The organism is Pedococcus bigeumensis, from assembly GCF_039531795.1.
Lineage (GTDB): Bacteria > Actinomycetota > Actinomycetes > Actinomycetales > Dermatophilaceae > Pedococcus > Pedococcus bigeumensis.
Genome location: NZ_BAAAQS010000001.1, coordinates 1,705,245 through 1,728,074 on the forward strand (window position 1 = coordinate 1,705,245; position 22,830 = coordinate 1,728,074).

At 68.7% G+C, this 22,830-nt stretch carries 21 protein-coding genes and 1 tRNA gene; 6 read left to right on the top strand and 16 right to left on the bottom strand.

Annotation, left to right across the window (positions count from 1 at the left end; all coding sequences use genetic code 11):
- Nucleotides 1-89: 89 nt before the first annotated feature.
- Nucleotides 90-1,556 (top strand): Fis family transcriptional regulator, encoded by a 1,467-nt coding sequence (locus tag ABD262_RS08100; protein WP_344133776.1) that lies wholly within the window; start codon nt 90-92, stop codon nt 1,554-1,556.
- A gap of 96 nt (nt 1,557-1,652) precedes the next feature.
- Nucleotides 1,653-2,111, top strand: coding sequence for a hypothetical protein (locus ABD262_RS08105; protein ID WP_344133779.1), 459 nt, complete (start codon nt 1,653-1,655; stop codon nt 2,109-2,111).
- A gap of 394 nt (nt 2,112-2,505) precedes the next feature.
- On the opposite strand, the gene ABD262_RS08110 is transcribed toward ABD262_RS08105, so the two are convergent.
- The 4 genes from ABD262_RS08110 to ABD262_RS19615 all read right to left on the bottom strand — a co-directional run bounded on the left by ABD262_RS08110 (nt 2,506) and on the right by ABD262_RS19615 (nt 4,895).
- On the bottom strand, nt 2,506-2,865 hold the full coding sequence (locus ABD262_RS08110; protein WP_344133782.1) for a hypothetical protein: 360 nt from the start codon (nt 2,863-2,865) through the stop codon (nt 2,506-2,508).
- A 98-nt stretch (nt 2,866-2,963) separates the two neighbouring features.
- On the bottom strand, nt 2,964-3,380 hold the full coding sequence (locus ABD262_RS08115; RefSeq protein ID WP_344133785.1) for an HNH endonuclease signature motif containing protein: 417 nt from the start codon (nt 3,378-3,380) through the stop codon (nt 2,964-2,966).
- A complete protein-coding gene (locus ABD262_RS08120; protein WP_344133788.1) occupies nt 3,377-4,084 on the bottom strand; it encodes a sigma-70 family RNA polymerase sigma factor in 708 nt (235 codons plus the stop codon). Before ABD262_RS08120 ends, ABD262_RS08115 begins: the two co-directional genes overlap by 4 nt.
- Before the next feature lie 103 nt (nt 4,085-4,187).
- A complete protein-coding gene (locus tag ABD262_RS19615; protein ID WP_425564836.1) occupies nt 4,188-4,895 on the bottom strand; it encodes a recombinase family protein in 708 nt (235 codons plus the stop codon).
- Between the two features lie 1,194 nt (nt 4,896-6,089).
- On the opposite strand from ABD262_RS19615, the gene ABD262_RS08125 reads away from it, so the two are divergent.
- From ABD262_RS08125 to ABD262_RS08140, 4 genes are all read left to right on the top strand, one after another.
- On the top strand, nt 6,090-6,323 hold the full coding sequence (locus ABD262_RS08125; RefSeq protein ID WP_344133791.1) for a LexA family protein: 234 nt from the start codon (nt 6,090-6,092) through the stop codon (nt 6,321-6,323).
- Nucleotides 6,324-6,343: 20 nt separating this feature from the next.
- A complete protein-coding gene (locus ABD262_RS08130) occupies nt 6,344-6,778 on the top strand; it encodes a hypothetical protein (RefSeq protein WP_344133794.1) in 435 nt (144 codons plus the stop codon).
- Between the two features lie 550 nt (nt 6,779-7,328).
- Complete coding sequence (locus tag ABD262_RS08135; RefSeq protein WP_344133797.1) at nt 7,329-7,586, top strand: helix-turn-helix domain-containing protein; 258 nt, start codon at nt 7,329-7,331, stop codon at nt 7,584-7,586.
- A 60-nt stretch (nt 7,587-7,646) separates the two neighbouring features.
- On the top strand, nt 7,647-7,877 hold the full coding sequence (locus ABD262_RS08140; RefSeq protein WP_344133800.1) for a helix-turn-helix domain-containing protein: 231 nt from the start codon (nt 7,647-7,649) through the stop codon (nt 7,875-7,877).
- A gap of 44 nt (nt 7,878-7,921) precedes the next feature.
- On the opposite strand, the gene ABD262_RS08145 is transcribed toward ABD262_RS08140, so the two are convergent.
- The 12 genes from ABD262_RS08145 to ABD262_RS08200 all read right to left on the bottom strand — a co-directional run bounded on the left by ABD262_RS08145 (nt 7,922) and on the right by ABD262_RS08200 (nt 22,829).
- On the bottom strand, nt 7,922-9,184 hold the full coding sequence (locus ABD262_RS08145) for a tyrosine-type recombinase/integrase (RefSeq protein WP_344133803.1): 1,263 nt from the start codon (nt 9,182-9,184) through the stop codon (nt 7,922-7,924).
- Nucleotides 9,185-9,334: 150 nt separating this feature from the next.
- Nucleotides 9,335-9,417 (bottom strand) — tRNA-Leu (locus ABD262_RS08150).
- Nucleotides 9,418-9,624: 207 nt separating this feature from the next.
- Complete coding sequence (locus ABD262_RS08155) at nt 9,625-10,191, bottom strand: hypothetical protein (protein ID WP_344133806.1); 567 nt, start codon at nt 10,189-10,191, stop codon at nt 9,625-9,627.
- A 7-nt stretch (nt 10,192-10,198) separates the two neighbouring features.
- Nucleotides 10,199-11,425 carry a hypothetical protein gene (locus tag ABD262_RS08160; protein WP_344133809.1) on the bottom strand — a complete coding sequence of 409 codons (1,227 nt, stop codon included), beginning with the start codon at nt 11,423-11,425 and terminating at the stop codon, nt 10,199-10,201.
- A complete protein-coding gene (locus tag ABD262_RS08165) occupies nt 11,422-12,162 on the bottom strand; it encodes an ATP-binding cassette domain-containing protein (RefSeq protein ID WP_344133812.1) in 741 nt (246 codons plus the stop codon). Before ABD262_RS08165 ends, ABD262_RS08160 begins: the two co-directional genes overlap by 4 nt.
- On the bottom strand, nt 12,159-12,605 hold the full coding sequence (locus ABD262_RS08170; RefSeq protein WP_344133815.1) for a hypothetical protein: 447 nt from the start codon (nt 12,603-12,605) through the stop codon (nt 12,159-12,161). Before ABD262_RS08170 ends, ABD262_RS08165 begins: the two co-directional genes overlap by 4 nt.
- Before the next feature lie 256 nt (nt 12,606-12,861).
- On the bottom strand, nt 12,862-14,313 hold the full coding sequence (gene pyk, locus ABD262_RS08175) for a pyruvate kinase (protein ID WP_344133818.1): 1,452 nt from the start codon (nt 14,311-14,313) through the stop codon (nt 12,862-12,864).
- Nucleotides 14,314-14,420: 107 nt separating this feature from the next.
- On the bottom strand, nt 14,421-15,875 hold the full coding sequence (locus tag ABD262_RS08180) for a glutamate synthase subunit beta (protein WP_344133821.1): 1,455 nt from the start codon (nt 15,873-15,875) through the stop codon (nt 14,421-14,423).
- Nucleotides 15,868-20,412, bottom strand: coding sequence for a glutamate synthase large subunit (gltB, locus tag ABD262_RS08185; protein WP_344133824.1), 4,545 nt, complete (start codon nt 20,410-20,412; stop codon nt 15,868-15,870). The genes ABD262_RS08180 and gltB overlap by 8 nt, the downstream gene beginning before the upstream one ends.
- Nucleotides 20,413-20,551: 139 nt before the next feature.
- The gene (gene lgt / locus ABD262_RS08190; protein WP_344133827.1) at nt 20,552-21,439 is read right to left on the bottom strand and encodes a prolipoprotein diacylglyceryl transferase; all 888 of its coding nucleotides are present in this window, start codon (nt 21,437-21,439) and stop codon (nt 20,552-20,554) included.
- Nucleotides 21,436-22,227: a DsbA family protein gene (locus tag ABD262_RS08195; RefSeq protein ID WP_344133830.1), complete on the bottom strand. Its 792-nt coding sequence runs from the start codon at nt 22,225-22,227 to the stop codon at nt 21,436-21,438. Before ABD262_RS08195 ends, lgt begins: the two co-directional genes overlap by 4 nt.
- On the bottom strand, nt 22,224-22,829 hold the full coding sequence (locus ABD262_RS08200) for a DoxX family protein (RefSeq protein ID WP_344133833.1): 606 nt from the start codon (nt 22,827-22,829) through the stop codon (nt 22,224-22,226). Before ABD262_RS08200 ends, ABD262_RS08195 begins: the two co-directional genes overlap by 4 nt.
- Nucleotide 22,830 lies beyond the last annotated feature (1 nt).

The window sequence follows — 22,830 nt, forward strand, 5'->3', positions numbered from 1 at the left end:
CCAACCGCATTCTGCCAGAGATGGCGATCTCGGGAGTCTCTTCTCACCGGCAGTGACCGTCGCTGCCAGAGCAGAGAAGGGAGATCGCCATGAGCGACCACACCACCAAGGCGCCGCGCTCGGCGTCTTTCGACTCGAGCCGTCCGGCCGTGGTCATCGAGCACCTCACGGTCACGGACACCGAGGTCGTCACCGAGGCCCGTCGCTGGTCCACCGGACGACGTGGCGCGTCCCTCACGGCGTCCGACATGGGTGGCGCCGACCTCGGTGCGTTCGTCACCCAGGCGATGGCCGTAGGGGCGCGCGCCATCGCCGGCGCCGGCAGCGCTCAGGACACCTTCGAGCTCGAGCGTCTGGTCGCCGAGGTCGGCAGCAAGACGGTCGAATCGAGCACCAGCGCCGCGGAGGCGACTGCCAAAGCCGCGGCCAGCGCCGCCGAGACGATGGGCAAGGCTGCCGAGGCCGCGCGCAAGGCCATCGCCGAGACCGAGGTCTCGACCCGCAAGGGCTTCGCCGAGACGGTCGAGATCTCCACCAAGGCGCTGCGCGACGAGGTCGAGCGCCTGGTCGGCGGCGAGAGTCCCGAACTGCTCGCCAAGCTCGGTCCGGTCCTCGACGCAGCCGGCCGCAAGATGGGCGAGCAGGCGTTCGAGCAGACCGACAAGCTGCTCACCAAGGTGAGCCGGCAGTTCGACCCTGCCGACCCGACGTCGCCCTTCGCGAAGCAGGCGGCCGCGTTGGCCGACCAGCAGAAGTCGCTGACAGCCTCGATGGACAGGCACCACCTGGCTCTAGTCGGCAAGGTCGATGAGCTGTCGAGGGCGCTCGAGGTCCGGAAGGCCGCGCAGACGGCCGCAGCCAAGACGGCAAGCGTGACGCCCCTCAAGGGCGGCACCTTCGAGGCTGAGGTCAACACCGTGATGGACCACATCGCGGCCGGTCTCGGTGACGAATATGCCGACACGGGTGGGGCCACTGGCCTCATCCCGCGTTGCCGCAAGGGCGACGGCGTTCTGACGATCGGCGCCGGGCAGGCTCGGGTCGTCCTCGAGATGCACGACTCCTCGGACGGTCGGGCTTGGAACGACTACCTCGACGAGGCCGAGCGCAATCGCGAGGCCGCTGCGTCCATCGGCGTCGTGCGCAATGCCGCGCAGAACAAGGGTCAGACCATCCGCGTCCTGGGGCAGCGCCGCGTGATCGTTGCCTTCAACCCCCAGACCGACGACGCCGACCTGCTGCGAACCGTTGTCCAGCTGGTCCGCACATCCGCCATCGCGGCCTCTTCAAGGCGAGACGTGGAGGGTCTCGAGACCGCCGAGGAAAACATTCAGGCTGCCATCACGCTGCTGGACGGGATCAACAAGATCCGCAAGGCGTCCGGGTCGGTGCGTACGAGCGCCGACACGATCGACAAGGAGTGCAACACGGTCCAGACGGGGATCATGCGCCACCTGGGTGTGGCACTCGATGCGCTGGCCGGAGTCGCGCTGGAGGCCGTCGACATGGAAACCGATGCCGCAGACGAGGGCGAGGCGGCGCACGGCGCCGCTTGATGCACATGGGTTAGCCGCTAGGGGGAGCGGCTGGCCGACCTCACCCACCTCACCCTTTCGCCGGGCCTCGGTTCGGCGCAGACACCAGGAGTACTCATGGACAACCCAACAGACCCATCGGTCAAGGCGTCGCCGCGGCCACGCGGGGCGCGTACCCTACGGCGGCTTGGCGCCCTTGTTCTGGCGATCGCAGCCCTCATCGTCATCGTGGCCCTGGCGCCGAACGACACCGTGACCTCGGGCGACATCTCCAGGGTCATGGTCGATGACACCCTCAACCAGGCGAGGACCGAGGGCGCGCCGCAGCAGACCGTAGTCAACGGTTGGACTGCCCGCGATCTTCTCGAGCTGACCGCCAAGCAAGGCGTCGAGGCCCGAGACCACCGCCCGGCGGCCCTGCTGGCTCTCCTCGTGCTCGGGATGTGCCTGGCGCTCGCGACCTCCGAGCCGGCGGCGCCTCGTCCCTACGGCCCTGGTGAGCTGCTCGAACCCCTTTGGGTGCCGCGCGCCCTTCTGGGCTCCGCCGAACAGGACTCTGACGGGCAGCGGTCATGAGTCCACAACCCACCGGCTACCTCGGCGTGCTCTTCCTGTGCCGGCGCGGCCACGAGCACCGGCTGTGTCTGCCCATCACCCATTCGGGCGTCCCACCCCAACTGCAGTGTCCTGCACCTGCAGGCACCGCACAGGGCGGCACTGGGTGTCCATTGCCATCCGACTACGAAAGCCAGATTCGGCAGGCGATGCGGGGGTCGCTGCAAGAGTGGCTGCGCTTGGGCTATCTGGTCATCATCGACCATTAAGAGTGCGGGCCGACCTCGGGGCCGGCGCACCCGATGTGGCGACCTTGGCCAGCAGTGCGAGTTCGGCAAAATTGGAACACGTTGCGGCACCCAAATCATGTTTGTCACGATGAGGAATTCGGGATTGTTGCGCTGAGAAGAGCGAGCTACTGCTGCTCGTCAGCCGCGAGGAATACCGCGAGCACCTCGGGGGGCAGCGACCGCTCATAGTCGCCGCCTCCGGCAGATTGCAAGACCAGCGCATCGCCCCGGATGGTGCCTCCGAACATCCCGACTCCCGCCATCTCGAACAGGGCTGTAGCCCTGAGATTGGTCACTGACTCGTCGAGCTCGGGGTAACGAGAGTTCACATAGACCGCAAGGTCCCAGCCCTGGATGCTGAGCTGCCCAGCCTCCACGGGGCCGCCCTCCACGTAGGGGTAGTACGACATCGCGTCGCGCTCGTTGACCGTGACAGCGGCCAGGCTGCCATCGCCGGAGGGTATGTGCAGTCCCGTGATGCTCATGATGTCCTTTCAACTGCCGCCTGTAGTCAACGTCTTTGGTGCATGTCTGAGGCTGCCACACAGGTATCGAGCCTCTCGGGCCCCACCCTTGCGGCGGGTCAAGATGCACCACCGCCATGGTCTGACGCACGGGCGCTTCGGCGACTCTGGGCGGCGCGACAAGTCCGGCATCCCCGCTTCTTCTTGTAGACATAGGTATTCGCGGCGTCGTACACGTGACCCTGCGGGCAGCGGTCACGCGCAGCATTCTCCCGACGCACGTTCTCGGCGCGCGACACCAACTCGAGATGGTCCGGGCGCACACAGATCCTGTTGCGGCAGAGGTGATCGACGGTCATCCCGTCCAGGATCGGGCCCCGCAGTAGTTCCCACGCAAGACGATGGACGTAGCCAAAGCGCCGTAGGTGGCCGTATCCGCTCTGGTTGACCGGGCCCAACCAGACCCAACAGTCGCCATCGAGATCCACCCGGTCCCAAAGCCGCGACGGTTCGTTGAGCGGAGCGTAGGTGTTCATTTCGAGCACCGTTGACCACGATCACCGACAACGGTGACGCGGCTGTGCAGGAGGCTGACCCATGACTTGGTGACGTCTAGGAGCCGGGCAATCTCCTTCAGGGCCATGCCCTTGATGTAGATGAGGGAGATGAGGATGCGGTCGTTCTCCGGCAACATCTCCATGGCCGTGGCCAGCAGGTCCGCCGCCTCCGACACCTGCGGCAGTAGGTCCGTGGTGTCCTGCATCGACACGAGGTAGTCGCCCAGGGTGGCGCCGTCCTCGGACTCCCCCCGAGGGGCCGTCAGCGACGCCACACGGGCACTGTTCAAGTCCGACTCGACCCGGCGGAGCTCGGGGATGCTGAGGTCGACGTGGGTGGCCAGCTCCTGCTCCGTCGCCGGCCGACCCAGCTTCACCTCCAAGTCCGTCGCCGCCTGCGCCACCTGACGGGAGCGGGCACGGACCGAGCGGGGCTCCCACGCCTGGTCGCGCATCTCGTCAGTGATGGCACCACGGATGCGGTACGTGGCGAACGTGGAGAACCTCGTCCCCGCCGACAGGTCGAACTTCTCGATGGCGTCGATGAGGCCGAACATCCCGTACGACACAAGGTCCTGGTACTCCACGCTGGCGTGCAGGTTCGGCATCATCCGGCCGGCGACGTACCGCACCAAGGGGATGTGCGCCACGATCAGCGTCTCCCGGTCAGGCGCAGTCGCCACGACTTGGGGCCTCTCAGATGCCATGGCTCTTCATCGGCAGCACGGTCAAGGAAGCAACTACGTAAGACTCAGTGATCCACGTGCGGTGGAGAGGGAAACGAGATCAGTCTCTTGGATTGACGATGCATGGCGATCCCGGCCCTTGACCGAGACCAGATAGCAGTCGTTGACCCGTCTGCGATTCCAGCAGTCCCTGGATCGACGAAGCTCTCCATGGACCGCTTCGGCGGGCCGTCGGCACATGGTCGCCCTCCAAGGCATCAGCTATCTGTTGCAACGTCGCCCCCGCAATCCGTTGCTCGACCACACGAGCCACCACCGACTCAGGCACTACCCGAGGCCGTCCAAGGTGCTGCCCCTCGAGCCGCCGCTGGGCCATCCCCTCCCGGGTTCGAGCGGCGATGAGGTCGCGCTCGTACTCCGCAGCCGCCGCCAGAACGTATGCCGTGAACTTCCCGGCGGGATCCTGTGTATCCAACGCGGGAGATAGCAGGACCAGGCGCCACGCTCGTCCATGCGCCCTCGCCAGGAGGCCCGCGAAGTCGCCCACGGAGCGGGATAAGCGATCCAACCGTGTGGCGATGAGTATCTGCGCGTCGCCGGCATCTAACCGCTGCAACGCTCCGGTCAAGCCCGGTCGTCTCAAGTCCTTCCCGCTGTACCCCTCATCAACCACGATGTCGACGTCCCAGTCGCGTTGCTGAGCTTCTTGGTTGAGCAAATTCCGCTGGGCATCGAGGCTTGCCCCGTCGACCTGTAGGGCCGTCGATACGCGAACGTATGCGAGGGCGAGAGGCTTGGTTTGGTCCATCTGAGAAGCAGCCACGGCCCAATCCTGACGTCCGCGAGAACGAGAAAGGAACCCTTTTGGTACGGCCTCGAACCACGATTTCTCTCAAACGCGCGTTTTAGACCCCTGTTTTCAGATCTGGGCACTCACCGTGAACCTGTGCCGGCCATTCTGGACATAAGGAGGGCGCCCACGCAGCGATACGGCGACGATCAAGGTCAAAGGCTGATTGAAACCATGACGGGCCGCGACGGGCTAGGCGCCCGGACTAAGTCGCGAGGTCAGCCATCAACGATGTAGCGAAATCGGCCAACACCCGTGTGCCCTGCCCTTGCAGCGGCATGACGATGGACGCGTCCATCCCTCGTACCGGACCGTGAGCTCGGCCCCATAGGTAGGCCAGGACTTGTCAGGAGGAAGTTTTCGCGGCTCCAGACCTCTGCAGTATTGACGGACACTCCTGGGACTTGTGTCAGGGAGTAAGTCCTCAGTGCGGATCGTGGCAGCACGCGCACCAGGGTGGTGCCGTCATCGAACTGCCGGGGCAACGCTTGCGGGCCACTCACCCCGTCAAGGTCGAACACCACTAGGTGTCGCGCGGTGAAGGCCACAACGCGACCCGTGAGGCTCTCTCGGCCCTCCGCACGCACAGACGAGTCGATCCACTCAATCGCCCCGAGCCCGGCGAGGGTCGCCAAGCGCTCGTACACATGGCGCGGTGGCAAGGCCCCGGGGACCATGGCACTGATCTCACGCATCCACTCTTCCCGATCCTGCATGGAAGCTCCCCTCGCTCGGCCTCAGAGTTCCACGCCGGGATGCCGGTCGAGTCGGCTGAGTCGGCTGAGCAAAGCCAGCGGACGTGACCGCACGGGGAAATCAACAAACACGGCTCGAAAACGCTCGTTTTGCTTTCTGGACCGAGAACTTCTCGCGCGCCATACCTATGCAGTGATGCAGTTCATGCAGTGCGGCTCGGTCCTTCGGACCTCCTCGCCGCTCCTCGCTTCGCTCGTCTGTCTTCGCCTTCGGCTCAGAAGGGGATGCAGGAATCTGAACTGCTTGACAAGCACAGAATTCAGTATAACTAGGCGCCCGCTCACGTATGACAAAGTCCCCGGCGTGTCGCGAATTGGTCGATTCGCACACGATGCAGCCAACGCCTAGTACTGTGATGTCCTGACGAATAGTCATGGATTGACGGAGAGAGGCGGCATGTCGGGAATCAAGACGGATGAGGGTGCAGCCTCCCGGGCACGGCTGCTGACGTTCCTGAAGTGGCACCAGCAGGAGCACGGGTTCATCCCGAGCATCGCGGCGATGTCCAGGGCGCTCGACATGAACAGCAACGGCATCCGCTGGCACCTGAAGAAGCTCCGCGAGGAGAAGAAGGTCGACTACGTGGACGGGGTCATCTCCAGGTCCCTGCGGCTGCGGAGGGGCGTATGACTCAGCGAATCAACCGGCGCATGGCTGAGGACCGCTGCCACGACGGGGTCCTGCGGTTGCGCATGGAGCGCACGACGTTCAACGGCGCGGTGCTCAACGGCAACGCGGTGGCCAGAGTCGTGAGCCGCTACCTGGACGGCGTGGAAACGATCGTTCTCAGGCGGTCCGATGGAACTGACGAGGGTGACCCGTTGGTGCAGAAGTGGGGGGCCGTGCCGGCGCGCACGCAGGACGTGCTGGACTTCAGGCGGCTGGAGGGTGCAGCGACCCGCCTCACCCAGCAGATGGCGGCATACGGCCCAGGAAACCGGCCGTCTGCGGAGCAGGTCGCCTCTTGGCTGCTCGCGTACGGCAACCTGCAGCAGTGGCGCAAGGAGGCCGAGGCTCGCATGGTCGGGGCAGAAGGGCAGGTCAACACGGTCGGCATCGTCTTGAGGCAGTTCGTCGGCGGGTAGGAAGTGCTTCGATCGCGAGCTGCATACGACTGTCCCCATTTTGGCGCCAACCGACTTGCGTGGCATTTCGCGACGGCACGCCGCTCGCGAGCGCCTGCTCGTGCTCAAGGGCTCTGATGGTCGTCATGTCTTGAGGCAGAGCGCCACGACGGAGGCGCCAAGATTTGTGCCAGCGCCGCCGATGGGGCGGTATGGACTCAGATCACATGCCTCGCCGAAAGCCCATGAAGCCCCCTGTTGTTGGCCGGTGGCACTGTCAGGGCTGTCGGCTTCGCCATCTGCTGTGGAGGGTTGCCGAGGGACTGAGGCAGGGTGGACGCCACGTGCCGTGGACCCGCGCCACTCACGGCCGAGTCGGACCGGCCACGTGGCTTGGGCCCGATCCCCGACAAATCCCGCCGCAGGCGGTGCTAGCTCAGGCGGCCGCGGCTAGCCCGGTGGGCGCACTGGATGTCGAGTTGTGGATTCACCTTCTGTTGTGCCCACACCCCGGCCTGAGCAACCCCCAACCAAGCCCCGCCGCGGACCCCCGCGTCGAGCAGGAGCCTGAGTGAGCGCGCCTCAGATGGAACCCGAATCGATCTTCACCTACTTCACCAGCGAAGAGCTTGCAGAGCTGACGGGAACCAGTCACGGCTGGATGCTGCAGCAGTGCCGCTTCGGACTGCTTGCGCATCACAAGTCGGGAGACAGCGTGTACTTCACCGCCGATGACCTGCGTGCCATAGCCGAGCAGGGCGCACGCCCGCGAAGCCGCAGGAGCCGGAACTCCTCGTCGACCCCGCCACCAATGACCCCTCCACAGTGATCGCGGCAGTATGCCGGGCCAACCAACCTGGAAGAACCCTTTGGTCGTCAGGAGCCATTCATGAGCTCGTCGAGTCCTGTGCCACGCCTGTACACGATCGCCGAAGTGGCCGAGCTGACCAAGATGAGCGAGTACTGGCTGAGAGAGCAGTGTCGGAATGCCACGCTGGCGCACCACCGCTTCGGCCGGTGCTACCGCTTCTCCGATACCGATCTAACGCAACTTCTGGCGGGCACCCGCGTCGAGCCTCAGGAGCGTCGGCTCACCCCAACGCGCCACCGCCGCGGTTGAGGAGTCCCCCGGCTGCCACACGGACCGTGGGAGCCAGGGGACCGTCAGATCGCCTCGTCGTCCCGGATGAGCCTGAGCCGCGTCGGGGTGGACGTGAGGATGGGGATGCGGTCGAGGGAAGAGCGCATCTGCTCGTCCATCTCCGGGAGCAGGTGGCTGTACCGAGCGTCTGTAGTGGTGATGCTGGCGTGCCCCAGCCGACGCGAGACGGCATACATCGAGTTGCCCTCGGCAAGCATGAGCGAGGCGTGGGAGTGCCGTAGGTCGTGCAGCCGTGGACGCTGGGTCAGCCCCTCGTCCATGGCCTTGGTGATCGCGGGGTTCCATTGGTGGGCGTGGAACGCCCCGTTCTGGATCCGTGAGCCACGGGTGTTGACGAACACAAGGGCGGGGTCCCCCAGCGTCCTCGGGCGTGACCTGGCCGCGTCCAAGAGGGGTGTCACCATCTCGGCGACACCGTCGTTGAACGTCACCGTGCGAGCGGCTCGTGCCGTCTTCGGCGGCCCGAGGTAGGTGTGGCGGACGGGGTCGTATTTCCAGGCCCGGTCGACGCGGACGGTCCTGTGCACCAGGTCGAAGTGCTCTGGCCCCAGTGCGGTGATCTCGCCGAACCGCAGCCCGGTGGCGTACAGGAAGGTCAGGAACGGGTGGTAGTGCTCGATGAACTGCCGGCGGAGGAGGACGAACTCTTCCGGGGTGAGGCAGACCATCTCCTGCGCGGGGGTGCGCGGCATACCGCGCAGCAGCCCTGAGAACGGGTTCCTTTGGGCCAGTCCGTCCCGGACGGCGTCGTTCATGGCCCCGGAGACGTGGCCGTGGACGTTGTGGATCGTCTTGGTCGACACCGGCTGCCCTGCGTGTTCTCCGGTTCCGCCGCGGGGCTGGGTGCGCAGCTGGTTGACCCACAGCCCGGCCTGCTCGCGAGTGATGCGGTCTACCGGCGTGTCAGCGAGCCATGCGGGGACGTGCCGGTGGAAGTCGCGGCGCATGTCCTGCTTGCTGCGGTCGTTCGCCGTCGTCCGGGCCGCGACGGCTCGCTCGAACCACTCGGCCAAAGAGAGCGTCGGCGCAGAGCCGACAAACGAGCTCGTGGCGGACCCGCGGCCCTGTCCGGCAGCCGTTGGCCCGCCGCCAGCGGGGAAGCCGGTGCCCGGGATCCAGCCCTCGGGGTACCGCTCCCCCGCCGCCATCACCAAGCCTTGGAACTGCCGTGCCTGGACCCGGGTGGGGAACGTCTCGGCCACGGCCCGGCCGTGCTCGCGCCAGCGGACCTGGAAACGACCGTTGCGCTCTCGAATGCTCGCCATGGGGGACCGCCTTCCGTCCCTCCGACGGTCGGCATGGCGGCAACGGAACCGACTACCCGGGTGGCCCGGCCACGGCCTGGGCCGTGGACGGGTGTGGACAGTTTGTGGACACTGACCACGACCGGGGGTCGTTTCCGCTGGTCACATGGGTGCCGAAGGCGGGACTTGAACCCGCACGCCCTTTCGAGCAGAGCATTTTGAGTGCTCCGTGTCTGCCATTCCACCACTCCGGCTTGCCGAACCTCGGTCCAGCGGCTTGCCGAGCTCGCACGCCCGACGCGGCCGCCTCAGCGGCCTCGGCAAGGATAGCGGTGCGGTGCACCCGGACGACAAAACGGCACGGCCGTCGGCCGCCGGACGACCAGGTGCGGGTCGGCGGCACCGTGGTGAGCAGGCGGCATACCGAGCAGGGCGATGGCCTGTCGTCCGGCGGCGCCCGGTCAGAAGCCCGAGCCGCGCAGGGGGTTGGTGACGTAGACGGCGACGCACGCCACCACCAGGGTCGCCGCGGCCACGACGCCCGCATCGCCTTGCGGGGCATGCGCCAGCGGGGCCCACCACCGAGCGGGCTCGCCGCGCGGGGTCAGGAGTGAGCTGGCGAACAGCACGAAGCCGTAGAGGACCGACGCGCCCTCCGAGGCGAGTGCGAGGAGACCGGACACCCCTGCGCCCCAACCGATCACGAAGACGAGTCGGCGGGGCGCGAGGTCGAGGCCCGACACCGACTCGGCGACGGCGACCACGAGCAGCAGCTGCACCGCGACCCAGAGCAGGCGGTAGCGCGCGCCTGACCGGACTCCCAACGCCGCTGCCGCGCGGGACCGCAGGCTCAGGGCGAAACCGATGCTGCTGCACAGCATGGCGAGCAGTCCCACCGTGATCCCTTGGTACGACTCCCCCAGCGGACTGGCCAGGACCGGATGGCCGGTGAGCAACGCGACCCCAACGACGACGGTGGATGCTGCGGGCAGCCGCCAGTCGTGGTCGGCGAGCCACCCGCGGATCACGGGGCGCCTACTGGTTGCTGAAGGATGACGGGACCTTCGTCTGGTCGCACTCCTGCAGGGCCTGCGCCGCCTGCGTGACCAGCGCCCGCGAGCCCTCGGCGCCCTTGGCGGTGAGAAGTCGGCCATAGGGCTCGGTGGTCCGGCCGGTGAGCTGGGTCACGACGTAGGACTCCACGAGCGCCTCGCTGTAGAACCACGAGTAGGGCGGCGGCTCCGGGCCGGACCACAGCCGACACGAGAGTGGGGCCACCACCCCGGCCGCCACGGTGTGCAGCGCCAGTGGGGCGCGGAGCTTGCCGGGGTCGACCAGCATCAGGTTGTCCAGGTGGTCGCGGCCCGGTTGCCACATGACGAACCGACTCGGTGCGCTCACCCCGAGATCGCGCAGCACCGCGCTGGCCGCGCCGGCCATCTGCGCGGCTCGCTCCGCACGCTCCCGGAACTCGGCTGGCGCACAGACGACCACGGGCGTGGCCGTGCAGGTGTCCGTGCGACCGGGCACCACCCGGTAGCTGTCGTTGGTGCCGAAGGTGAGCTGTCCCACCAGCAGGGCGGCGCCGAGCGTCGCGAAGAGAGCCGGCCGACGTCGCGGCGCGGTCACCAGGAGGGCGACGATGGGCGCTCCCACGAGCACCATCCAGGCCAGCCGGGTCGCGAAGTAGGCCGGGTTGGCGGCGGTCCCCAGCATCGTCCCGCTGGCGGCGTACTCGGCCAGGCCGGTGGCGATCGCCCCCATCCGGTCGAGGATGAGCACCGCGACAGTGAGCAGGGCGGCCACGACCGAGCCCAGCCATGACCGCAGCACGCCCCCGAGGGCGTACCCGACGACGAACACGAGGAGCGCGCCGCCGGTCTGGGTGAGGGCCGGCCAGACCGTGGCGTTGGGGATCGACGGCTCACTCCACCGCGAGGCGAGCACGACGAACAGATTGGCCACGGCGTACATCGCCACGACGGGGATGGCCCACGCCGCGAAGGTCGCGCTGAAGTGCCGCCACCGCTGTCGGCCGGCCGGGATCAGGGTGAGGATGCCTGTGACGTCGCGCCAGCCGGCGACGGCCGCCCCACCGGCCAGCAGGGGAAGAACCATCACCTGCGCGACCCCGATCGTCTCCTGCCCCCAGAGCGCGTCACCCATCCAGTCGGCGTCACGCAGCGACAGCATGGTTGCCATCGCCACGACCACCAGCCCGGTCACCAGCCACATCGTGCGACCGCGCAGCTGGGCCCTCATGCGCTGCGCTCCTCGGGCTCGATGAGGCTGAGCAGGAAGCTCTCCGCCGACTCGGACCCCTGGCCCAGGTCGGCGCGCAGCCGGTCACCCTCGAGCACCGCGCCCACCACACCGGCCTGCACAGTGACCATCTGGTCGCAGAACTCGACCGAGGCCGACGCCTCGTGGGTGGCGACCACGACCGGGAGCCGACCCGAGAGCGCCTTCATGAGCTCCCACACGCTGCGCGCCGCACCCACGTCGAGCGAGGCGGTCGGCTCGTCGAGCAGCAGGATGGTCGGCGACCCGAGCAGGCACTGACCCACCAGCGCCCGCTGCTGCCAGCCACCACTGAGCTGTCGCATCGGGATGGCGGCGTGCTCGACCATCCCCGCCAGCTCCAGAGCCGACTGCACCTCGGGCTCGCGGTCGCGTCGCCGGACCCCCCGGAGGGCAGCAAGGTAGCGGTAGAGGTCGACCACGGACGAGGCGCTGGAGAAGCGAGCGACCTGGGGCAGCACATTCGCCCGGTCGGCGAGCTCGACCTCGCCACGGCTGGGGCCGAGCCGCCCGGACAACAGCCCCAGGAGTGTCGACTTGCCCGCGCCGTTGAGCCCCACGACCGCGGTCAGCCCGGGCCGGGTGCGCCATTGCGGGCAGGAGAGCACGAAGCTCCCGCGCCGGACCGTGACGCCCCGCAGCCGAGGGCGGAGGTCGCCCTCGGCGCCCTCGGCTGCGAGTGGGAGGTCTCCGGTCACCACTTCTGGTTGGTCCAGGCGCTGCCCCTGCACGCGTCGGGTCCGGCCTTGTCGTTCTGGCAGGCCTCGCCACGCAGCTCCGCGGCGTCGTACATGGTGTTGAGGTTGCCGTTGACGAACCGGTCGACCCAGACGGCCTTGGCGTTGTCGACCCCACGGGCGTCGTGGGGACCGTCGAACTGCGGAACCGTGTAGTTGTAGTGGATCTTGGCGTAGGCGGGACTGCCCCCGGGTCGGGGGTCTGACGACGTGGCGTGCCCACCGATCACGTCGAGCCCGTAGTCGACGCCCACGGTCCCCTTGCCCTGGGCCACCAGGGTCGAGCCCTCGTAGGCGTTGACGATGCCCCAGTTGTAGTAGCTGGCGAAGGCCGGTGCGGCCAGCACCGTCAGGCCGAGACCGCACACCACCGGGACGACCGCCCAGCGCTTCATCGATGTCATGAGTTCCCCTATCCATGGCTGTGACCACCCGGGGGGCGTGTGACCCCACCGGCCGGGTCGCGCCCAGGCGGGAGCCACGCCCGCGAGTGCCGGTCGGGCATCCACGGACGGCTCAGCTCCCCCTCGAGACCCGCCCCGCTTCGAACGTGGTCATACAACCACAACCGGCTACAACTGGCTAGGTTTCTTCCACAGCCTGTGACGACAACGGCGGATCAGGGCAGGCCAGGGCAGGGCAGGCCAGGTCGAGGACCGGTCAGTCGTCGAGGTCCTCGTAGGCGGGGGCCACCTTGTTGAGGGCGTCGCCCATCTTGTGCACGCGCAAGGCGTTGGTGGAGCCGGGGATGCCGGGAGGCGACCCGGCCACGATGACGACGAGGTCGCCTTCCTGCGCACGACCGCTGGCCAGCAGCGACTTGTCGACCTGTTGGGCCATCTGGTCGGTGTGCCGCGCCATCGGCACGAGGTAGGTCTCGATGCCCCACGCCAGGGCCAGCCGCGAGCGGGTGTGCGGCTCCGGGGTGAACGCGAGCATGGGGATGCGCGGACGGATGCGCGACATCCGCTTGGCGGTGTCACCGGACTGGCTGAAGGTGATGAGGAACTTCGCGCCGAGCAGCTCACCGATCTCGACGGCAGCAGCCGACACGGCACCGCCCATGGTGTGGGGCCTGGTGCCGAGCGGGCGGATCCGCTCGAGGCCGTGCTCCTCGGTGCTCTCGATGATGCGGGCCATGGTCTGCACGGCGAGGATCGGGTAGGCGCCCACGCTGGTCTCCCCCGACAGCATGAGGGCGTCGGCACCGTCGAGGACGGCGTTCGCGGCGTCGGACGCCTCGGCCCGGGTGGGCCGCGGGTTCTCGATCATCGACTCGAGCACCTGGGTGGCGACGATGACCGGCTTGGCGTTGCGGCGGGCGATCTCGATGGCTTCCTTCTGGACGATCGGCACCTCCTCGAGCGGGAGCTCGACACCGAGGTCACCACGGGCCACCATCACCCCGTCGAACGCCTCGATGATCTCGACGAGGTTGTCGACCGCTTGCGGCTTCTCGATCTTGGCGATGACCGGCAGCCGCACCCCGACCTCGTCCATCACGGCGTGGACGTCGTCGAGGTCGGCGGCCGAGCGCACGAAGGACAGCGCGATCATGTCGGCGCGCAGCCCGAGCGCCCAGCGCAGGTCTTCCTTGTCCTTCTCGGACAGCGCCGGCACGGACACCGCGACGCCGGGCAGGTTGATCCCCTTGTTGTTGGAGACCGTGCCACCGACGGTGACCACGCAGCGGACGTCGGTCTCGCTGACCTCGGTCGCCTGGAGGCAGACCTTGCCGTCGTCGATGAGGAGCAGGTCGCCGGGCCGGACGTCGCCGGGCAGGCCCTTGTAGGTCGTGCCGACCTCGGTCACCGACCCCTCGACATCGCGGGTGGTGATGGTGAACTCGGCGCCGTTGACCAGGTCGACCGGGCCGTCCTTGAACCGCGCGGTGCGGATCTTGGGACCCTGCAGGTCGACCAGGACACCGACGGCGTGACCGGTCTCGTCACTGGCCCGGCGGATCTCCTGGTAGATCTTCTCGTGGTCGGCGTACTCGCCGTGGGAGAGGTTGAGGCGAGCCACATCCATCCCCGCGTCGACGAGCTGGCGGATGCCCTCGGGGGTGGACACTGCCGGGCCCAGGGTGCAGACGATCTTGGCGCGACGCATGCCTCGACCCTATCGGTCGACCTGCCCGGAACGTGACCCCGGTCACCCTGCGGACACCCGTCCTCAGGTATGCCGGGTGCGCACCTTCCGGGTGCTCACCGCCAGGCTCAGACGACGAGGGGTCGGTCGTTCGGGTTGATCGGACGCGGCAGCGCGGTGGCGCCGGTGAGGAAGCGGTCGACACCGGCGGCGGCCGAGCGACCCTCGGCGATGGCCCACACGATCAGGGACTGCCCACGACCGGCGTCACCAGCCACGAAGACGCCGGGCACCGAGGACATGTAGTCCTTGTCGCGCTTGACGTTGGAGCGCTCGTCGAGCTCGACCTCGAGCTGTTCGACCACACCGGGACCCTGCGGACCGAGGAACCCCATCGCCAGCAGGATCAGCTGGGCCGGCAGCACGCGTTCGGTGCCCTCAACCTCCTCGAAGCCCTGGTCGCCCAGGCGCACGTCGACGACGCGGATGCCCGAGACCTTGCCGTCCTCGCCGAGGATCTCCTTGGTGGAGGCTGCATACACGCGCTCCCCACCCTCCTCGTGGGCCGACGCGACGCGGAAGAGCATCGGGTAGGTGGGCCACGGCTGGCCCGCGACCCGCTCCTCCCCCGGCTGCGGCATGATCTCGAGGCTGGTGACCGAGCGGGCGCCCTGGCGGTGCGAGGTGCCGATGCAGTCGGCGCCGGTGTCGCCGCCGCCGATGACGATGACGTCCTTGCCCTCCGCGGTGACCTGTCCTTCGACGGTCTCGCCGAGCGCGACCCGGTTGGCCGGGGGCAGGAAGTCCATCGCCTGCATGACGCCGTCGAGCTCACGCCCGGGCACGGGGAGGTCGCGGGGCACGGTGGCCCCGATCGCCAGGACGACGGCGTCGTAGCGGTCGCGCAGCTGCTTCCCGGTGACGTCGCCACCCACGTCGACCCCACTGCGGAAGCGAGTCCCCTCGGCCTCCATCTGGGCGATGCGGCGGTCGAGGACCGACTTCTCCATCTTGAACTCGGGGATGCCGTAGCGCAGCAGGCCACCCGGCTTGTCGGCGCGCTCGTAGACGGCGACGGTGTGACCGGCGCGGGTGAGCTGCTGGGCCGCAGCGAGGCCGGCCGGACCGGAGCCGACGACGGCGACGGTCTTGCCGGACAGCCGCTCGGGCGCCTGCGGCTGGACGTAGCCGGCGTCGAAGGCGCGGTCGATCGTCGTGACCTCGATCTGCTTGATGGTCACCGCGGGCTGGTTGATCCCCAGGACGCAGGCCGTCTCGCAGGGAGCCGGGCAGAGCCGACCCGTGAACTCCGGGAAGTTGTTCGTGGCGTGCAGCCGCTCGATGGCCTCGCGCCAGTCGCCCTTCCAGGCGAGGTCGTTCCACTCCGGGATGAGGTTGCCCAGCGGGCAACCGCTGTGGCAGAACGGGATCCCGCAGTCCATGCAGCGCCCGGCCTGACGCTGCAGCTGTCCGAGCTCCTGCTCCTCGTAGACCTCTTTCCAGTCCTTGATCCGGACCGGCACGGGGCGACGGGCGGGCAGCTCGCGCTCCCGCGTCTTGAGAAATCCTTGCGGGTCAGCCACGGGAGGCCTCCATGATCCGCTCCCAGACCTCGGAGCCGTTGACGTCTAGTCCCTCCGCCTCGGCGGCGGCGCGCACGTCGAGGACGCGCTGGTAGTCACGCGGCAGGACGAGGGTGAACCGCGACTTCGCGGTGTCCCACTCCTCCAGCAGCCGGGCCGCGACGGGCGACTCGGTCTCCTCCACGTGTTGGGCGAGCAGCTGGCGCACGACGATCTCGTCGTCGGGACGGAGCCCCGAGACGTCGACCAGCTCGGTGTTGACCCGGCCCTCGTCGAGGTCGAGGACGTAGGCCACTCCCCCGGACATGCCGGCCGCGAAGTTGCGCCCGGTCGGGCCGAGCACGAGCACGGTGCCACCGGTCATGTACTCGCACCCGTGGTCGCCGACGCCCTCGACGACAGCCGTCGCACCGGAGTTGCGGACGCAGAAGCGCTCACCGACGAGCCCGCGCAGGAACAGCTGGCCGGTGGTGGCGCCGTAGCCGATGACGTTGCCGGCGATGACGTTCGCCTCGGCCTGGAGCGGGGCGACCCGATCGGGTCGCACGATCACGCGCCCACCCGAGAGGCCCTTGCCCACGTAGTCGTTCGCGTCGCCGAGCAGCCGGAGCGTGACCCCCCGGGGGAGGAACGCTCCGAGGGACTGGCCGGCCGACCCCGTGAGGGTCAGGTCGATCGTGTTGTCGGGCAGCCCGTCGGGGTGGGCCTTGGTGACCTCGTGGCCGAGCAGCGTGCCGATGGTGCGGTTGACGTTGCGGACCGCGACCTCGCCGACCACGGGGGTGCCGTCGTTGATGGCCTCCCGCGCGATGGTGATGAGGTGGTGGTCGAGGGCCTTCTCCAGCCCGTGGTCCTGGGTCGTGGTGTTGCGACGGGCCGAGCCGTCCGGGCTCTCGACGTCGGTGAAGATCGGCGCGAGGTCGAGGCCGGCCGCCTTCCAGTGGTTGACGGCGCGGGTGGCGTCGATCGCCGAGACCTGGCCGATGGCCTCCTCGACGCTGCGGAAGCCCAGCGTGGCGAGGTGCTCGCGGACCTCCTCGGCGATGTACTCGAAGAAGGTCTCCACGAACTCGGGCTTGCCGGAGAACCGGGCGCGCAGCTCGGGGTTCTGGGTGGCGATGCCGACCGGACAGGTGTCGAGGTGGCAGACACGCATCATGACGCAGCCGCTGACGACCAGCGGAGCGGTGGCGAACCCGAACTCCTCCGCGCCGAGCAGCGCGGCGATGACGACGTCGCGGCCGGTCTTGAGCTGACCGTCGCACTGCACGACGATCCGGTCGCGCAGACCGTTGAGCACCAGGGTCTGCTGGGTCTCGGCGAGGCCGATCTCCCACGGGCCGCCGGCGTGCTTCAGCGAGGTGAGCGGCGAAGCGCCGGTGCCGCCGTCGTGACCGGAGATGAGCACCACGTCGGAGTGCGCCTTGGAGACACCGGCGGCGACCGTGCCGACGCCGATCTCGGACACGAGCTTGACGTGGATCCGGGCCTCGGGGTTGGCGTTCTTGAGGTCGTGGATCAGCTGGGCGAGGTCCTCGATCGAGTAGATGTCGTGGTGCGGCGGCGGGCTGATGAGACCCACGCCGGGCGTCGAGTGACGGGTGGTGGCGATCCACGGGTAGACCTTGTGACCGGGCAGCTGCCCGCCCTCACCGGGCTTGGCCCCCTGGGCCATCTTGATCTGGATGTCACCCGACTTGGTGAGGTAGAGCGAGGTGACGCCGAACCGTCCGGACGCGACCTGCTTGATCGTCGAGCGCCGCTCGGGGTCCATCAGGCGGTCGACGTCCTCGCCGCCCTCGCCGGTGTTGGAGCGACCGCCGAGGCGGTTCATGGCGACGGCCAGCGTCTCGTGGGCCTCCTGGCTGATCGAGCCGTAGGACATCGCCCCGGTGCTGAACCGCTTGACGATCTCGCTGACCGGCTCGACCTCGTCGATCGGCACCGGCTGCCGCGGCGTCGAGCCACCCAGGGTGAACAGGCCCCGCAGCGTCATGAGCCGCTCGGACTGCTCGTCGATCCGGGAGGTGTACTGCTTGAAGATGTCGTAGCGCCGCTGCCGCGTCGAGTGCTGCAGGCGGAAGACGGTGTCGGGGTCGAACAGGTGCGGCTCACCTTCGCGCCGCCACTGGTACTCACCGCCCACTCCCAGCTTGCGGTGCGGGAGCCGCACGCCATCCGGAGGGTATGCCGCGGCGTGCCGGGCCGCGGTCTCCGCGGCGAGGACGTCGAGACCGACACCACCGAGCTGGCTCACCGTGCCGGTGAAGTAGCGGTCGACCAGCTCCTGCGAGAGCCCGAGGGCCTCGAAGACCTGGGCGCCGCGGTAGGAGGCCACGGTGGAGATGCCCATCTTGGACATCACCTTGAGGACACCCTTGCCGAGCGCCTTGATGAGGTTCTTGACGGCCTGGTCGGTGGTGACGCCCTCGATGGCGCCCGAGCGCACCAGGTCCTCCACCGACTCCATCGCAAGGTAGGGGTTGACCGCAGCCGCGCCGTAGCCGATGAGCAGCGCGACGTGGTGGACCTCGCGCACGTCTCCGGCCTCGACGACGAGCCCCACGAGGGTGCGGGTCTTCTCGCGGATGAGGTGGTGGTGGACGGCGGAGGTGAGCAGCAACGACGGGATCGGCGCGTAGTCGCGGCCGGAGTCACGGTCGGAGAGCACGACGAAGCGGGCTCCCTCGGCGATCGCCGCCGACACCTCGGCGAAGATCTCCTCGAGCCGCGCGGTCATCGCCGCGGCACCGCCGGTGACGTCGTAGAGGCCACGGACGACGTGGGTCGCGTAGCCGGGCAGGTCGCCGTCGGCGTTGACGTGGACGATCTTGGCCAGCTGGTCGTTGTCGATCACCGGGAAGGGCAGCACCACCTGGCGGGCGTGCGCGGGGCTCGCCGACAGGGCGTTGCCCTCCGGCCCGATGACGGTGCCCAGCGAGGTCACGAGCTCCTCGCGGATCGCGTCGAGCGGCGGGTTGGTCACCTGGGCGAACAGCTGGGTGAAGTAGTCGAAGACCAGCCGTGGGCGCTCCGACAGCACTGCGATCGGGGTGTCGGTGCCCATCGAGCCGAGCGCCTCTCCCCCGGTCTTCGCCATCGGCGTGAGGAGGATCTTGAGCTCCTCCTGGGTGTAGCCGAAGGTCTGCTGACGCCGCGCCACCGAGGCCGCGGTGTGCACGATGTGCTCGCGCTCGGGCAGGTCGTCGAGGTGGATCAGGCCGGCGTGCAGCCACTCGTCGTAAGGGTGCTGGGCCGCCAGCGAGGACTTCACCTCGTCGTCGGACACGATGCGGCCGTGCTCGGTGTCGACGAGGAACATCCGTCCCGGCTGGAGCCTGCCCTTGCGCACGACGCGCGTCGGGTCGAGGTCGAGGACCCCCGACTCGGAGGCGAGGACGACCAGGCCGTCGTCGGTCACCGAGTAGCGCCCGGGGCGCAGGCCGTTGCGGTCCAGGACCGCACCGATGAGGGAGCCGTCGGTGAAGGTCACGCAGGCGGGACCGTCCCACGGCTCCATGAACGTCGAGTGGAACTCGTAGAAGGCCCGGCGGGCCGGGTCCATCTCGGTGTTGTTCTCCCACGCCTCCGGGATCATCATCAGGACCGCGTGGGGCAGCGGACGTCCGCCGAGGTGCAGCAGCTCGAGCGCCTCGTCGAAGGAGGCCGAGTCGGACGCCTCGGGCGTGCAGATCGGGAACAGCCGGTTGAGGTCGCCGGGGATGACGTCGGAGACCAGCTGGCTCTCGCGGGCGCTCATCCAGTTGCGGTTGCCCTTGACGGTGTTGATCTCGCCGTTGTGGGCGATCAGCCGGTAGGGGTGGGCCAGCGGCCAGCTCGGGAAGGTGTTGGTCGAGAAGCGCGAGTGCACCAGCGCGAGCTGGGTCTCGAAGCGCCGGTCGGACAGGTCCGGGAAGAACGGCTCGAGCTGCCCGGTGGTGAGCATGCCCTTGTAGACGAGGGTGCGACACGACAGGGACGGGAAGTAGACCTCGGTCTCGCGCTCGGCGCGCTTGCGGAGGCAGAAGGCGAGCCGGTCCAGCCCCAGCCCGACCATCCGGCCGACCGCGGCCGAGACGAACAGCTGGCGGAAGAACGGCATGCAGTCGCGAGCCGCCTGCCCCACGAGCTCCGCGGCCACCGGGACGTCGCGCCACCCGAGGACGGTGAGGCCCTCCTCGGCGGCGAGCTCCTCGATCCGGGCGACGACCTCGGCCCGCTCGGTCTCGTCGTTCGGCAGGAAGGCGGTGCCCACGGCATACGCGCCACTGACCGGCAGGTCGAAGTCGACGACCTGGCGGAAGAAGGCGTCGGGGATCTGCGTGAGGATGCCGGCGCCGTCGCCGACCAGCGGGTCGGCGCCGGTGGCGCCCCGGTGGTCGAGGTTGCGCAGGGCGGTCAGCGCGTGGTCGACGATGTCGTGACCTGCGCTTCCCCGCATCGTCGCCACGAGGGCAACACCGCAGGCATCGTGCTCGTGCTCGCGGCGGTAGAGGCCCGTGTCGGCGGGCTGGGCGGAGAAGCGCGCAGGAGTCACGTTCGGGTCACCGTCCTTGGGGGAGTCAAGTGCGTTGTGGAACCCAAGTTGGGCACACCATTTCACGCGCGTGGACGGCCTTGGCCACGGCTGCTGGAAGGATAGCCGGTGGGCCGTTTGTCCCGCCATGTGAGCCGAGCTATTCCGTATGTTGAGATGCGGCCTCTCGTGGAAGCGCCACCTCGCGACGCCTCCCGAACCGGAAGATGGCGATCCCGAGCAGGAAGACCAGGATGCTCGTCCACACGTTGACGCGCACCCCGAAGATCTTGTTGGCGGTGTCGCTGCGCATCAGCTCGAAGACGATCCGGCCCATCGGGTAGCCGATCACGTAGAGGCCGAACAGCTGGCCCTTGCGCAGGGCCCAGCGGCGGTCGGCCAGCACGAGGAACAGCGCGAGGAGCAGGCACCAGAGCGACTCGTAGAGGAAGGTCGGCTGGAAGGTGCCGAGCACGATGGCCTTGCCGTTCGCGTCGCGCACGGCGTGGCCGGCCGACTGGTCCCACTGGTGGATCGTCAGGCCCCACGGGACGTCGGTCGGTCGGCCGTAGAGCTCGTTGTTGAACCAGTTGCCCCAGCGGCCGAGGGCCTGCGCGACGGCCACCCCCGGCGCCGCCGCGTCGATGTAGTCGAGGAACGGCACGCCGTGCCGACGGGCGCCGAGCCAGGCCCCGACTGCGCCGAGGGAGATGGCGCCCCAGATGCCGAGACCTCCCTCCCAGATGTACAGCGCCTTGAGCGGGTGGCCGCCCGCACCGAAGTAGGGCTGGGGCGTCGTGATGACGTGGTAGATCCGGCCGCCGATGATGCCGAACGGGACCGCCCAGGCCGAGATGTCGACGGCCTTCTCCTTGGCGTGGCCGCGGTCGACCAGGCGTCGACCGGTGATCCACACCGCGATGACGATCCCCGCGAGGATGCACAGCGCGTAGCCCCGCAGCGGGAAGGGCCCGAGGTACCAGACGCCGGACGTGGGGCTGGGCAGGGACCCGGGGAGGGCGCTCGGGAGGGCCGCCAGCGAGCTCACTTGGTAGCGGCCTTGACCTCGGCGGCAAGCTTGTCGCGGGTGAGGCCGCTGAGGTCCACGACCTTGCCGTTCAGCTTGACCGTCGGGGTGCCGTTGACGCCGTCCTTCTCCGACTGGGTCTGCACCGACTCGACCCACTGGTTGTGCGACTTGGCCGAGTAGCACTGCTCCCACGTCGTGAGGGTCGGGCCGGCCAGACCGGCCTGGCCCGCGAACTGCCTGAGCTGGGCGTCGGTGTAGCCGGTGCCCTCGGTCTTGGGCTGCCCCTGGAAGGTGGCCGCGTGGTACTGGAGGAACTTGTCGGCGTCAGCGGCGCACGAGGCGGCGTTCGCGGAGCGGTTCGAGGAGTCGTTGCGGAGGTTGTCGTCGAGGAACGACAGCGGGTGCGCGACGAGCTTCACCTGGTTGGCCTTGACCATGTCGACGATCTGGAGCCCGAAGATCTCCTCGAACCGCGCACAGACCGGACACTGGAAGTCCTCGTAGAGGTCGAGGGTGGGCACGTTCGCGGGCGCCCCCGGGTTCACCACGATGCCGGCGCCCAGGGCTGCGACGTTCTTGGGCAGGGCGGACCCGCCGGCGGTGGTGGCCTGCTTCTTGTCGCTGCTCCCCAGGATGACGGCGGTGATGACGGCGGCGAGCACGACCACGACCACGACCGTCGCCACGACGATGCGGTTCGCTCCCCCGTTGGCACCGCCCTTGCCACCGCCCTTGCCGTTGCGGATGCCACCCTTCGGGGCTGCGGCCTGGATCTTCGCCTTGCGGCTGGCGCTGCTGCTGGTCATGCGTGGGGCTGCCTCTCGTGGTCCGGGCTGTCCGGGTTGTGGCTGTCCAGGTGCTCGGTGTGCGGGTGCTCGGTGTGCGGGTGCTCGGCGTGCTGGTCGTCACTGTCGGAGGCGTCCTGGCCGTGCGGGTCGCCGAACAGGGTGCGCTCGAGGCTGAGGGCCGACCGGGGCCGCACCGTCAGCCACAGCGCGCAGGCGAGCAACCCGAGGTCGCGGGCGATCTCCTGCGGATACTGCGTCTGGGAGGCCGCAATGGTTCCCCCCTTGCCGAAACAGCCGCAGTCGATGGACAGGCCGCGCGCCCACGCCGAGGCGATCCCGATGATGAAGACCACCATGAGGAAGCCGCCGACGACCGCGCTGAACCGGGTGAACAGGCCGAGGATGAGCAGCACGCCGATCGCGACCTCGAGGATCGGCAGGCCGTAGCCGAGGTAGCCGGCCACGTCGTAGGGCAGCAGCTGGTAGGCGCGCACCGACCGGGCGGAGGTCTCGAGGTGCCCAACCTTGAGCAGCCCGGCCACGAGGACCACCCCGCCCAGGACGAGCCGCGCGAGCAGCCCGATGACGTCGCGCGCCCGCGGGGCCGACAGCACGCTCATG

Coding starts and splice junctions, on each gene's coding strand:
- ABD262_RS08200 (WP_344133833.1), bottom strand. CDS start 22,829: ATGAGCGTGCTGTCGGCCCCGCGGGCGCGCGACGTCATCGGGCTGCTC.
- ABD262_RS08115 (WP_344133785.1), bottom strand. CDS start 3,380: ATGAACACCTACGCTCCGCTCAACGAACCGTCGCGGCTTTGGGACCGG.
- pyk (WP_344133818.1), bottom strand. CDS start 14,313: ATGCGTCGCGCCAAGATCGTCTGCACCCTGGGCCCGGCAGTGTCCACC.
- ABD262_RS08105 (WP_344133779.1), top strand. CDS start 1,653: ATGGACAACCCAACAGACCCATCGGTCAAGGCGTCGCCGCGGCCACGC.
- ABD262_RS08170 (WP_344133815.1), bottom strand. CDS start 12,605: ATGACATCGATGAAGCGCTGGGCGGTCGTCCCGGTGGTGTGCGGTCTC.
- ABD262_RS08145 (WP_344133803.1), bottom strand. CDS start 9,184: ATGGCGAGCATTCGAGAGCGCAACGGTCGTTTCCAGGTCCGCTGGCGC.
- ABD262_RS08130 (WP_344133794.1), top strand. CDS start 6,344: ATGGCTGAGGACCGCTGCCACGACGGGGTCCTGCGGTTGCGCATGGAG.
- ABD262_RS19615 (WP_425564836.1), bottom strand. CDS start 4,895: ATGGACCAAACCAAGCCTCTCGCCCTCGCATACGTTCGCGTATCGACG.
- ABD262_RS08160 (WP_344133809.1), bottom strand. CDS start 11,425: ATGAGGGCCCAGCTGCGCGGTCGCACGATGTGGCTGGTGACCGGGCTG.
- ABD262_RS08110 (WP_344133782.1), bottom strand. CDS start 2,865: ATGAGCATCACGGGACTGCACATACCCTCCGGCGATGGCAGCCTGGCC.
- ABD262_RS08140 (WP_344133800.1), top strand. CDS start 7,647: ATGAGCTCGTCGAGTCCTGTGCCACGCCTGTACACGATCGCCGAAGTG.
- ABD262_RS08125 (WP_344133791.1), top strand. CDS start 6,090: ATGTCGGGAATCAAGACGGATGAGGGTGCAGCCTCCCGGGCACGGCTG.
- ABD262_RS08100 (WP_344133776.1), top strand. CDS start 90: ATGAGCGACCACACCACCAAGGCGCCGCGCTCGGCGTCTTTCGACTCG.
- ABD262_RS08195 (WP_344133830.1), bottom strand. CDS start 22,227: ATGACCAGCAGCAGCGCCAGCCGCAAGGCGAAGATCCAGGCCGCAGCC.